General features: G+C 67.2%; 11 protein-coding genes and 1 pseudogene. 10 read left to right on the forward strand and 2 right to left on the reverse strand.

Going from position 1 to position 12,262, the window contains the following annotated elements:
- Positions 1 to 25: 25 nt before the first annotated feature.
- On the forward strand, positions 26 to 1,423 hold the full coding sequence (locus tag M1P90_RS35050; RefSeq protein ID WP_483705586.1) for a hypothetical protein: 1,398 nt from the start codon (positions 26 to 28) through the stop codon (positions 1,421 to 1,423).
- A 29-nt stretch (positions 1,424 to 1,452) separates the two neighbouring features.
- On the opposite strand, the gene M1P90_RS35055 is transcribed toward M1P90_RS35050, so the two are convergent.
- Complete coding sequence (locus M1P90_RS35055; RefSeq protein ID WP_483705588.1) at positions 1,453 to 2,445, reverse strand: IS110 family transposase; 993 nt, start codon at positions 2,443 to 2,445, stop codon at positions 1,453 to 1,455.
- A gap of 268 nt (positions 2,446 to 2,713) precedes the next feature.
- On the opposite strand from M1P90_RS35055, the pseudogene M1P90_RS35060 reads away from it, so the two are divergent.
- From M1P90_RS35060 to M1P90_RS35090, 7 genes and pseudogenes are all read left to right on the forward strand, one after another.
- Positions 2,714 to 2,899: pseudogene (locus M1P90_RS35060) on the forward strand (sigma factor); the annotation flags it as partial.
- A gap of 43 nt (positions 2,900 to 2,942) precedes the next feature.
- Complete coding sequence (locus M1P90_RS35065) at positions 2,943 to 3,287, forward strand: hypothetical protein (RefSeq protein WP_483706092.1); 345 nt, start codon at positions 2,943 to 2,945, stop codon at positions 3,285 to 3,287.
- Positions 3,288 to 3,433: 146 nt separating this feature from the next.
- A complete protein-coding gene (locus M1P90_RS35070) occupies positions 3,434 to 5,509 on the forward strand; it encodes a type IV secretory system conjugative DNA transfer family protein (protein ID WP_483705590.1) in 2,076 nt (691 codons plus the stop codon).
- On the forward strand, positions 5,506 to 6,567 hold the full coding sequence (locus tag M1P90_RS35075; RefSeq protein ID WP_483705592.1) for a replication-relaxation family protein: 1,062 nt from the start codon (positions 5,506 to 5,508) through the stop codon (positions 6,565 to 6,567). The genes M1P90_RS35070 and M1P90_RS35075 overlap by 4 nt, the downstream gene beginning before the upstream one ends.
- Positions 6,568 to 6,685: 118 nt before the next feature.
- Positions 6,686 to 7,708 carry a hypothetical protein gene (locus M1P90_RS35080; protein WP_483705594.1) on the forward strand — a complete coding sequence of 341 codons (1,023 nt, stop codon included), beginning with the start codon at positions 6,686 to 6,688 and terminating at the stop codon, positions 7,706 to 7,708.
- Between the two features lie 739 nt (positions 7,709 to 8,447).
- Positions 8,448 to 9,884: a sensor histidine kinase gene (locus M1P90_RS35085; RefSeq protein WP_483705596.1), complete on the forward strand. Its 1,437-nt coding sequence runs from the start codon at positions 8,448 to 8,450 to the stop codon at positions 9,882 to 9,884.
- Between the two features lies 1 nt (position 9,885).
- The gene (locus tag M1P90_RS35090) at positions 9,886 to 10,314 is read left to right on the forward strand and encodes a response regulator (protein ID WP_483705598.1); all 429 of its coding nucleotides are present in this window, start codon (positions 9,886 to 9,888) and stop codon (positions 10,312 to 10,314) included.
- Here the strand turns inward: M1P90_RS35090 and M1P90_RS35095 are convergent.
- Complete coding sequence (locus M1P90_RS35095) at positions 10,311 to 10,652, reverse strand: hypothetical protein (protein ID WP_483705600.1); 342 nt, start codon at positions 10,650 to 10,652, stop codon at positions 10,311 to 10,313. The genes M1P90_RS35090 and M1P90_RS35095 overlap by 4 nt on opposite strands.
- A gap of 55 nt (positions 10,653 to 10,707) precedes the next feature.
- Between M1P90_RS35095 and M1P90_RS35100 the strand changes: the two genes are divergently transcribed.
- Together M1P90_RS35100 and M1P90_RS35105 are read left to right on the forward strand one after the other, a co-directional pair.
- Positions 10,708 to 11,424 (forward strand): metal-dependent hydrolase, encoded by a 717-nt coding sequence (locus M1P90_RS35100; RefSeq protein WP_483705602.1) that lies wholly within the window; start codon positions 10,708 to 10,710, stop codon positions 11,422 to 11,424.
- Between the two features lie 445 nt (positions 11,425 to 11,869).
- On the forward strand, positions 11,870 to 12,223 hold the full coding sequence (locus M1P90_RS35105; RefSeq protein ID WP_483705604.1) for a hypothetical protein: 354 nt from the start codon (positions 11,870 to 11,872) through the stop codon (positions 12,221 to 12,223).
- Positions 12,224 to 12,262 lie beyond the last annotated feature (39 nt).

Here is a 12,262-nt window from a genome sequence, read left to right on the forward strand (position 1 = left end):
ACTGAAGGAGTGAGCGAGAGCGCTCATGGCAGCACAACGTCGCACACAAGCCGCCGCTCCCCCGAAGCCGGTCTCCCAGGCCGTGGGCTACGCGCAGCGCAAGCAGCGCGAGGAACTCACGCGCCTGGGCGCGCTGGCGGGCGTGCTGGCAATCTTTATTGTCCCCCGCCTGCCCTCACCGATCTTCGGGTTCGACTGGAAAGGCCCGCTCTGGGCGCCCTTCGCGCCCATGCTGCTGGCGACGTTTCCGAACGACCCGACGCTGCCCGCGTGGTTGAACGCCCCGATGCTGGTCTGGCTGTACCGCGCGATGGCGGGGGTGGGTGTGTGGTTTATCTTTATGTTGATCCAGCACCTCCAGTCCCTCTACGCGCAGCGGATCGCGCCGCTCAGCCAGGATCGCACCTTCATCAGCCTGGCGGTTCCACTGAGCATCAACACCAAGCCCGACGAGGGCATCGGACTCATCCGCACCCTGCACGGGGTGCTGCCGCCGGCCAATCTCAAGCTCGGCGCTCCATCGCCGCTGGTCCTGCGCTGGACCGGGATGCCCGAGCAGCCCATCAAGCAGGGGGTGAGCGTGCTGGGTTCAGCCGACCTGGTCGTCAGCATCCAGAAGACGCTGGAGGGCCTTGGCAAGGGCACTGAGGCTGATATAGCCGACGACCCAATCATCAAGGAGCTGAAAGGCGGGCGCTACCTCTGCTGGGCCGACGCGCGGCTTCAGGCGCCGGATGATCTGCCGATCGCGATCCCGAGCGGGCCGAGCCCGCTGCAAGACGCGCTGCTGCCCGCCATGGCCCCGCAGTCAGGCGTCATCCTGGGTGATATGCAGATCATTCTGCGCCCGGTCCCGGATCGCTCGTGGCGCACCGCGGTGCTCTCACGTCTGGAGAGCCTCAAGGTCGATGCCGGCGCGGCTGAGCGCCGCGTGATGGAGCAGAAAGCGGCCGGCCCGGCGTTTGAGGTCGCGGTCCGGCTGATCGCGATCGCGGAAAAGCCGGAGGCGGGCGCGCAGATGGTCAAGACGATGGGTAACGCGCTGTCCTCCTCAGCCCAGGGCATCGCGACGGCGCAGCAGCGCCTCATCTGCGGCCCCGTGCAGGTGCTCCCCGCCGTTACCCCGCCGCCGCCGCCGATGCCTTCGCAGCAGCGGCTCACCGGCCTCGCGGCAGGTGTGGGGCTCGCCGTGCTCTGCCTGGCGCTCATCATGGCGCTGCACCTGAGCGCTCGCGGTCTCCAGATCTGGCTGCTGCCCGCACTCATGCTGCCGCTGCCTGTGCTGGCCATGGCCGCGCGCTGGCGCAAGCAAACGAATGCCGACGCGCCCGAGCGGCTGCTCAGCGTCGTGAAGTCGGTCATGGAGCCCACGAATCCGAACATTGTCCCAATCTGGTCGCCGTGGCTCAGGCGGAACGGATAGGGGTGAGGGATGAGATACCGTCTTGATTGTCAAGCCCCTTTTACGGTCATGTGTCCAAGCGCGAGTGCGGCATCGAATGGGCGCCCGCTGGCGAGCACACCGTAGGCCAGCTGCAGCAATTTGCGCATCGCCGCACCTACAATCGCTTTGGGCGCTAATCCACGGCTGGCAAGCCGCGCACAGAACGCCTGGAGTACGACATTATGCTGTTTGGCCACAATCGCAGGAAAGAACAACGCACGGCGCAACGCGGCATTCCCGATCTTCGACAAGCGTGTCCGCCGCTGCACACTCGTTCCCGACGAATACTGGCGCGGGGTCAAGCCGGCGTAGGCTGCCACCGCTCGCGCGTTGGCGAAGCGCGTCAGATCGCCCGCTTCCGCCAGAATACGCACCGCAGTCGTAGTGCCAATCCCCGGAATGCTGCTCAAAAGCTCGTGTTGTTTTCGCAGCTCGGGATGGCCATCCAGGTGGTCGCTGATTTGACGCACGACTTCTGCACTCTGCTTGTCCAGAAACGCGATGTGTGCCGCCAGCGCCTGCGCCACGGCCTCTGGATGGCCGGGCGCGGCTTGGCGGTTGAGCTCGGCCTGGCGCTGCTGGTGCAGCACATCGAGATGGCGGACCAGCGCGCGCAGTTCGCGCAGCGCCGGGTCGGGTGGGGTCCAGGGTGTCAGCGTGGCCGCTTCTGCCTGAACAAAGCGCGCGATCAGCACGGCATCGGCAGCATCGGTCTTGTTGCGGGAGAGTTGAGATTTGGCGTAGGCGGCGATGCGAGCCGGGTTGACCAAATAGACGCGATATTGGGCGTCGTGCAGCGCTTGGGCGACATCATCACTATAGCCGCCAGTCGCTTCCATACACACTTGAACGTCGACGACATGCTGGTTGGCAAGCCATTGCACGAGGCGAGCATAACCGGCAGGCGTGTTCGGCACGGTTGTCTTGCGGGGAGTCTTGGGGCCAAGCAGGGCAACGGCGAGTGTATGCTTGGCGACATCAATTCCAACAAAGGCAGGCATCAGACTCCTCCTTGCTGTATGGGTGCGAGTGGCGCCACTTGGGCCGACCTGGTGCATGCGGGCTCTGCTCGCTCTCGAGCTGGCCACTCGATACCGTTCGGCCTCAGGAGGGGCATGGCGAGCGTAGGAGCACAATCTCATCCACAGGCTCACAGCCACAGGGCGGAAGCAGCTTCTCTACGCTCGACTCGCCTCCAACGAGTTCGGGTCTAGCATACTCGATCCGTTCTCGTTATATGTAAGATACCAGGGCTGAAAGATGGGCATGATGGATCAAGCGACGTTGACAAAGGATGGCGCGAGCGAAACGAGGGCCGTTCAGCCCTTGACCTCATCCCTTTCCGCCTCCCTTTCCGCGCTCTACACGACTCATCGCCCCGCGCTTGTGCGCATGGTGACGGCCATCACCGGCGATACGGACATGGCCGAAGATGTGTGCCAGGACGCGTTTGTGAGCGTGCTCAGCGGCGAGAGCGATCCTGCCTGTGGGGACGCCGGTGCGCCATCTCTACCACATGGCGCGGCAGCTTGGCGAACAGGCGCTGAGAGGGCGCCGGGAAGCGCGACAGGCGCCGCTCTCGGGCTGCCATGTCGTGGACGACCCCGCCGGGCGCTGGACGGACCCGCCGCAGGAGGCCGCGCTGCTGGACGATTTGCCCGCTCGCTGGCGGATCGCGCTCGTTCTCCAGATGCACGGCTTCTCGCGCATGGAGACGGTGTTTGTGCTGCGCTGTACGGCGGACGATGTCCGTGTCTATCTGTTTTCCGCCCGCCGCATGCTCCGGGCGCACTCACCCGTGGCGGCCCGGCGCGGCAGGCCGCCGCTGAGCCGGGCGCGCTGATGCCGCCAGGAGCGACCGCTGTTCAAGAACGCTGCATTGGGACCGTTGCGGCGCGCGTGGGGGGCGCATAAGACCCCCCCTCCGCGGATGCTCGACACGCTGTTTCGGGCAGCAGGGCAACGAAAAAACGTATTAGGGATAATGATATGAAGCTCAGCGCCGCAGAAATTGCTACTCTCTGGAGCCCGCCGACCGAGGCGACCGGCGACCGGATCGAGCGGGTGATGGCCCGCTGGATCGACGCGCCCAGCAAATCGTTTGTTAACCCGGACGACCCGCGCAATCTGATCTTCGGGCTCGGCAAGCGCTCGGACGGGACCTGGGCGCCGATCGGCATCGATTATGCCGACCTGCGCTACGTCATGCATATCACCGCCCCAATGGGTCGCGGCAAGTCGGAATGGATCAAGTCGAGCCTGCTCGCCGGGCTGTTCAAGGCGAACGCGGGATTTATGGCCGTCGACTGCAAGGGCACGGATTTGGTCAACACCACCCTTCCCTTGATACCGCTCAACCGCGAGAAAGACGTGACCATCCTCGACCTGGGCGGGACAACCCTGACCGGCGAGGATCTGCGCGCCTCGATGAACCTGGTCAGCCCGGCCTTCGGCCGCAGTCTGGGGCTGCGCGCCTCGCAGCTCGCCTCGACGGTGCTGGGCATCTTCTCGACGCTGGATAGCAAGTTCGACGAGGCGGTCGGTATCAAGCAGTTCGCCAACATGGGAGTCTTAGCGCTCCTGGAGGGCGAGCCGCGCGCAACCATGATGCACCTGATCCGCTTCTTTGGCGACGAGGACTACCGGGCCGAGGTGTGCTCGCGCATCAAGACCATGCAGGTCAAGGACTTCTGGGACCGGCGCTTCCCCGAGATGCCCGAGGGCCAGAAGTCGTCGCTCGCCTCGTTCGAGCGCCGCCTCGACCAGTTGCTGACCTTCCCGGAGCTGTCGGCGATGCTTGTCGCGCCCGGGTGCTCGATTGATATGCGCAAGCTGATGGATAACCGCGGCATTCTGCTCGCAGGCATCCGCGCGACCGAGGGGCAGATCGCCAGTATTGCGGCGACGCTGCTCTTAACGCAGATGGTGCTGGCTGCGCTCTCGCGCTCGAACGTGCCCGAGGAGCAGCGCCCCGACTGGCCGGTGATTATCGACGAGGCGCAGATCGTGTTCGGGCAGAACCCGGGCATGGCGCCGATCATGTTCAGCCAGCTCCGCGCGTTCCGTATCGGCCAGGTGGTCATCCACCAGAACCTCGACCAGCTCGCCAACATCATGCCAGTGCTCGCCGGTAATGCCCAAAACAGAGTCATTCTCGGCGCCGAGCTGATGGACGCGACCAAGTACGGCTCGGACTACGGCGCGCTCGGGCTGAGTAAGAGCGATTTCGTCAACATGCCGCGCTTCAAGCAGCAGTACATCAAGCTCTATGGCGCGGGGAATCTGTTCGCGGCGCGCATGCTGCCACTGGCCAAGCCGCTGGAGGAGAACCCGCCCGATCCGGTCTATGTGAACTGGAAGACCGTGCGGGCGCCGGCGACCTCCGGGCGCGATAAGGAGATCGACGCCGCGATCGACCGCTTCAAAGAGCTGGCGCGGGTCAACTGGGACGAGGCCGTGCAGCGGCTGGGCGTTCTCTGCATGCGGAACCCAGCGTCCTACGATGCCTTCTGCGCCCGCACGCGCGCCCACAGAGAGGCACAGCGGCAGTTCATCATCAACTACCCCGGCTGCATCCCGATGGACCCGGACCTGCCCGGTGAGAAAGCGCGGATCATGCAGAAGGAGAACCGCATCCGCATCCTCTCGGCGCTGGGCTCGGGCGTGCCCAAGCTGGAGACCGAGGCGATGCAGTTCGCGCTGCTGTACGAGACCAGGGTGGCCTCCGAGCGCCGCGCCGAACGAGAGGCGGCCGAGGCCGAGGCTAAGAAGGGTGCGAAGAAAGGCGGCGGCGGCGGGAGCAGCCGAGGCAAGGCGGAGAAGGCGCCCGGGGCGGGCGTCATTGTCGCGGAGGCCCCGGCGGTGAGCGGTGGGGCGGCGGCCGAGGAACATGCCCGCAAGCTGGCCGCGGCACCGCCGCGCACCGATCCTCTCCCCGAGCAGCCACGGCCGGTCGCCAGACGCGTGCCGACGCTGGCCGAGATGCGTGAGGAGCGCGCGGCGCTGCTGAACGACCGCGGGGCGCGGCGCGAGGAGGACGGCGATAGCCGTGGTATGGAGCTATGAGCGGGGTGGCGCGCATTGACATCGCATCGCTGGGCGCGCTGCGACAGAAGCGCCCAGCGCTGGATCGCCGGGTCGATGTGCTGCGGCTCCTGGGGCGGCTGGAGTTTGCCGGGAGCCACTGGGTGCGCGACCTGATTTTTCCAGATGCCGCGCACCGAATGACCGCGTGGCGCACGCTCCACGCGCTGCACGCGGATCGGCTCATCTGGCGCGCGCCTGTCGATGCGCGCAAGCTGCCCAGCACGGCGCGCGCCCAGCGCGCCATGCCGAGCGAGATCCAGCCATGCATCTACGGGCTGACCGCGGCGGGCCGCGACTGGCTTCGGGCGCAGTACGCGGAAGAGGACCCGGCCGTGCTCGACACATTCATCGTTCGTGACCACAAAGCCCCGGAGGTCAAGCCCGCGCAGCTCGCGCACGACCTGCTGGTCGTGGACTGGTGCGTCTCGGTGATCGACCACGCCCGGCGCTGCCCGCTCGTCAGCGGCATCCGCTGCCAGCTTGAGTACGTGAGCGCCCAGGACGAGCGCGGCCAGGCGTATCAGCGCTTTGACGCCCTTGTCGCGCTGACCTTTGATGTGACGCTGCCCGAGCGGCAGGCGCGCCCTGGCTGGCAGATCCCCTGGGAGGACCGCGTGCTGCCAGATGACGCCACGCGCCGCACGCTGCGCTTCGCGTGCGAGCTGGACCGCGGCACGGAGAAGCTGGCGACGCTGATGGAAAAGGCAGTTACGTACGCGCAGCTCACCCACGCCGGGCACTACGACCGGACGCTCGGCGGCCCCGTGCTGCCGGTGGTGGTGGCGCCGCCGGGGCGGCGCGGCGTGCAGATCGCGCGCGAGTGGGCCGACGGCTGGCCCTCTGGCGCGGGGGTCGTCAGCTCCTTCCAGAAGGCGCTGCATCCCCAGCATGGCGCGCTCTGGGGGGTGTATTACACCATGGCGGAAAACCCGGCGCGCCAGATCACGCTCCTCGCCGATCTCGGCGCAACGCTCGATGAGTGGCGCCGCCTGACCGCAAACTGGACGCCCGCTCTGCCTGCCCAGGGAGGACGGTGACGTCCTGATGAGACGCGAGCTGCGCCCAGGGAGGGCCATCCCGACGCCGTCAGAATGGCCCGCACGTTTCGGCCAATACATAACCAGGCGCGCTGCACGCGCGATAGTCAGAGGTTCTATGACGACACTAACCCGACAGACACCCCAGCGCATTGTGGTATCCCAGGCGATCCTCCCGATGTCGGATCGAGAAACCGCGGTGCTGCGCGCGCTGGGCAGGATGGGCGTGCTGCACGCGCCGGTCCTGCACGCGCTCGTCTTTGCCGACGCGGCGCGCCGCTCGGTGCAGCGCTACACCAATCGCCTGCTCCAGCGCAATCTGATCTGGCGCAGGGCGGGTTTTGCCCTCCCGACCGCGCGGCCCGACGGCCACACGCACCCGATCCGCACCCCCGATGTGTATGGGCTCACGGCCGACGGGAAAGCGGAACTGGAGCGGCTTCAGCTTGAGCCGCAGGGCGGCGAGTTCGAGCGCCTGATCGCGCGCGATCGGCGCGCGCCGCTCCCCGCCGACGCGACGCTGGTCGCGGATATGCTGATCAGCTCCTGGTGCGCGTCAGTGATCGACGAGGCGCGGCGAGCGCCGATGCTCGTCGGCGTCACGTGCCAGGCCCGCCCGACGATTGTCGCCGGCGAGTTCCGCCAGACGATCGGCGCGGTGCTCACCTTGATCTTCGACCCCCAGCAGCGGTCCTACATGAGGCCCGGCTGGCAGATCCCCTGGTTCGACGGCGAGACCGTGAAGGATCGGTACCGGGTCGTTCGCTTGGCACTGGAGGTTGATAACGGGCGCGCCGCGTCCGCGGCCATCATCGAGCAGGCGCAGCTCTATACGCGTTTCAGCCAGGGCGGGGTCTATACCGCGGTGTTCGGCGGCGCGCCGCGCCCCGTCATCCTGGCGCCCCCCGGCGATCGCGGGCCCATCGTCGCCGCGGCGTGGGCCAGGGGCTGGCCTGAGACGCCGGCGATTCTGTCGTCGACCGCCCGCGTGCAGCATCCCCAGCACGGCGCGCTCTGGGGGACCTACTACACCGTCAAAGATACGCCGGCGCAGCAGACGACGCTGCTGGGCGGGCTGGTTCCATCGGTCGAACAGTGGGCGCAGATGACGGCTGGCTGGAGACCGGGAGCGCCGGCATGATTTTTTTGGCCGAGCGGCTGGCGCGATCGCGGCGCGACGATGGGCGCGATGCCGTGCGAGACCGGTGGCGCGAAGCGGACGCGATGGGGGCACAATGGGGGCGCGACGGTGTTACCGTCAGGCGCGTCTGAGGCAGCCCAATGCAGGTGCGCCCGCCGACTTCTTCTCCCCTTGCGCTCGCTCGCAGCGTTCGCCACTCGGCGATTCAGTCCCCGCGGATCGGCGGTCGGCATCGCAGGCCGTCGATGCCCCACGGCGCGGCGAGTCGCAGTGAATCGCAGTGAGACTCAGCGCGCCGCAGCGCTCGCACCCCGCGCGGGGTGCGCTGCTCCCTGCGCCGCCCGAGCGGCGCGCGGCCGGAGTGCAGGCGACGGGAGCGACCCAGGGAGGAGCCCTAGCGACGACCGCAGGGAGCGACCGAGCCGAGCGCAGGCCGCAGTGGGCGGCAGGCGACGGTCGGGAAGCCGGAGAGTCCCGACGGGGTATATCGGCGGTCGGTGGGAGAACGCGTTCCACCAGCCGGACGGGGTGTGGTGCGGCGGCGAGTGGGACGAGCGGTGAGGTATGTCGGCAGCGAGTGGTGTCGCTCGGGATGGCGAGATGGTGGGTATGTCGGCGGCGGGCACGTCGCCGGCGCGAAATGACCGGGCGCGTCGCATAGTTGCGCGCCTGGCGGCCTTTTGCAAACCAGGGGAGCGTGTTCTTCCAGTCGCGCTCCCGGATGAGGATACACATGCACATGGCTCATGAAACAAACACGAACCGCGCGTGGACGGTGCAGGCCGTGGCAAAGAGCGCGCGCACCGATGCCCGCAGCTTTGTGAGCGCCGCGGCCCGCGCTCTCTGGTGGTGGCTGGACGTGCGGACAGACGATCCTGTACAGCAAACGCGCCTGCGCGGGCTGCTGCTTATCGTGCCGCCGATGCTGCTGGGCGGGGTCTGGATTAGCTGGCATCTCCAGTCGCTACCAAGCGCGATTATCCTGCTCGTCATTGCGCTGTGCGTCATCCCGACCCGCCGAGGTTCTTCGCTGGGAGCCCTGGCGATGACGCTGATCATCGCGGCGGGCATGGGCGTCGGCTTCGACCCGGCGACCTATGTCGGGCCGCCGGTCGTCATTCACGCGCTGTTTCTGTTTCCGATCGCGCTCGCCGCGCTCACTCTCCCGCCACCCGCAAGCGTGCTGGCCGCCGCCGCAACGATCGCGGCGCTGGCGCTGCGCGCCTGGACAGCCGGGGCGAGTGCGTCTGATGTGCTGGAGTTCAGCAAGATAGGTATGGTCAACCTGATCGAGATGACGCTGCCACTGATGGGCCTGTCGTGGCTGTTTGGCCGTGCGCTGCGGGTGAAGGAGCACGCGCTGCGCGGCCAGGCCGCCGCGAATGCCGAGCTGGTGCGCCTGACCGCTGAGCTGGAGCAGCGCGTCCGGGCGGCGACCGAGGATCTTCGCCGCACGCAGGCCATCCAGCAAGCCGAGTGGGCGTCCGTCGCGCACGACATCAACAACGCGCTGGCGGCCGCGCAGGCGGTGGTCGACGATGTGCTGCTCGACATGGCCGAGCTGGGCGTGAATGACGAGAAGCGAACTTCGATCGAGCGGCGGGTCGTGGCGTCGTTCCGGGTGATCGGGAACCTGATCGACGACATGAACACCGTGACACTGCTGGACCACGCCAGGCTTGCGCTGGAGATTCGCGCGGTCGACGCCGCGGCTGTCGCGCGAAACGTGGTCGAGCAGATCGAGGCACAGGCGCAGCAGTACGGCTGTGAGGTGTCGCTCAGCGCCGGCGATGACCTGCCGCCGGTCGCGGCCGACGCGTGGCGTATCGAACGCGCGCTGGCCAACCTGGTCGGGAATGCCGTCAAATATACCCGGCAGGCGCGCCGCCGCGACCGGCGCGTCGACGTCGCGCTCAGCGCACGCAGGGATGGCGTCGTGATCACTATCGCCGACACGGGCCTGGGGATGGATGCCACGGCGCTGGCGCTGGTCGGGCAGCCGTTCACACGCCTGGCCTCGGCGCGCGGGACGAAGGGTATGGGGATCGGCGTTTACCTCAGTCGCGGCATCATCGAGCAGCAGGGCGGAACCCTGAGCTATGCCTCCGCCGGGCCGGGATGCGGCACGACGGTCACCGTCTGGCTGCCGGGACATCATCCCGGCAAGGAGCATTGAGATGCACAATAACAGTCTCATCCTGATTGTCGAGGACAACCCTGAACTCGGCGCGCGGCTCACCCGCGACGTGCGGCGCTACGGCGGCGCGGAAGCCGCCGAGCTGGTCCAGGAGTACGACGAAGCAATCGCGCGCCTGCTGAACGAGCCGGCGCCGCACGCCGTTGTGATGGAGTACCGGATGCGCGCGCACACCGGCGTCGATCTTGCGCTCTGGATGGCGGCACAGCCCCGCCTGGCGGACACGCACCGCGTGCTCTACACCGCCACGCCGCGCGCGCTGGTCGCCCAGAACCCGGCGCTGGCCGGCCATAGCCTTGACATGTTGTTCGCGCTTGTCGTGCCGAAAGGCGCCGGCTCCGGCCCGCGCGTTCTGGCCGCGGCGCTGTCCACCCTGCCGCGGCAGGTCGCCGCCGGGGAAGAGGATTAGCGTGCGCCGCGGCGCTCCAGGACAACCCGTATGGCTGTGTACAGCGGGAAGATGACCAGCCCCGCCGCGCCGAGCCATACTCGCCACTCCGGGTAAAGAATGGCGAGCGCGCCGATCGCGACGATCTGGAGCCCGATGCCGCCGAAGAAGGTGACCAGGTCGCCGGTGATCCGGCTCCCGTCTGACGGCGCGGGGCGGAGCATGTCGGCGACGACGTAGAGTAGGCAGCCGGCGAGGGGACCGGCGGCGACGAGCGGGCCTAGCGGCGCCGCAAGCATGCGCAGAAGGAGACCCAGCAGCAGGCCAAAACCAATTGTTATGAACGCACGATGTCGCATTGCAGCCCGCCTTTGCGCGGCATAGCCGCCGAAGGCCATTCACACAGGAGTTCCTATGTCCTCGTATCGAACCCACGCCTTGATTGGCGCCGTCGGCGGCCTGGGCCTTGCCCGCCTGCTCGACATGGTTCCACATGCCACTGCGATCAGTCAAAATCCGTTCGCGCAGCTCGGGCCGGCGAGCATTGTGCCGCCGGGCGCGACCGCCTCGCTCACCACGGCCGGCCTGGTCGCCGGGTCTGCCTTTCTCGCGCTCTTGAGCGACATCGACGAGCCTGGCTCCTTTATAGCGCGCCGCGCGAAGACGGCGATCGCGCTGGCGTGCGCGCCGCTGCTCGGCGCGGTCGGGTGGTTTCTGGCCTCCAGCGGCGTCATTCATACCCAGCCGCTCGTGGCGGCCGTCGTCTGCGCGCTGGTGGGCCTGGGCTTTTTCGGCCCGCTGCTCGGCCATGTTATCGTGCGGCTGGTCCGCGTTGGTGCCGGCGGCCACCGCCGGCTGACGCACAGCCTCGTTCCGTGTGCTGCCCTGGCGGTGCTGGCGGCTGGCCTGTGGTTTACGGGCCTGCGTCCCTGGGCAATCATCCCTGCCGCGCTGGTCTGGGGCGTTGTGCTGCACGGACTTGGTGACCTTCCGACGCCTGCCGGCTTGCCCCTATTTTACCCGCTCAGCCAGGCCGACTTTCACTCGTTGCCGAAGCCGTTGCGGCCGTATGGCGAGCCGATCGCGGCCGCGGTCGCGGTGATCGCCGGGTTTTTGTTGTGGCCGCGTTAGGTCGCCACAACGCCAAGAACGCCCCGTGCTGAGCGCGGCTCGAACAGCGGGGAGGGGGGTCTCATGAGACCCCCCTCCCCGCGTTTTTAGCCTCGCTTATCCTCTGCGCTTCTTCGCATGCTGTAGCGGAAGAACAGCTCAGTTATCCAAAGGTCCTACTTCGCGGTAGGAGGGGGGGGCGCGAAAATGGCACAGTTGCGGCGATACAAACTTCCTGTTGATTGCTAGACTAAGCGAGGTTACTACAAATGTGACTGGTAAGCCAGGCAGCATTGGCTGCGCTGCTCGCAGATTGTTGATGACAACCATGTACACAGAGCCGGCCGCATCGCCGCTCATCACAGCGTACCAGTGTCTCTCTCAATTTGCTTGCCTGACGAGCAAACAGACGCCTACGCTTACCTGGAGATAGTGTTTGGAGCATTCAGCTCGCTTGGAAACGTTCATGATACCATCATACCCAGAGTGGCCAGGCTGCTTTCAGCGTAATTTTCGCCTCCGCGAGCTTGCCCCGGCGAACGCCACCCTCCTTTCATTCTATGGTCCCCACCACCTGTTTCAGCGCGGCGCGGACCAGTATATCGTCGTCGACACGATGCAGAGCGCCGTACTTGCGCCTATGACATGGGCCGAGGTGCTTGAGCGCTACCCTGGCTTCGGCGACATCGCGCTGCCTGTCACCCCCGACCTCGACGCGGTGCTGAAGGCCAAGCGGCGCGGAGGGCAGACCGCCCGCGATGCCGGCCCTGTGCAAATCGAGCCGGTCGAGGTAGTCGAGGAGGACGGCGTGCTGGTGTAGCGCGCCGCATATTGGTCCGCGCAGCACCAACGTACAAGG

The sequence above is a fragment of the Kouleothrix sp. 19917 genome (genome assembly GCF_057073505.1).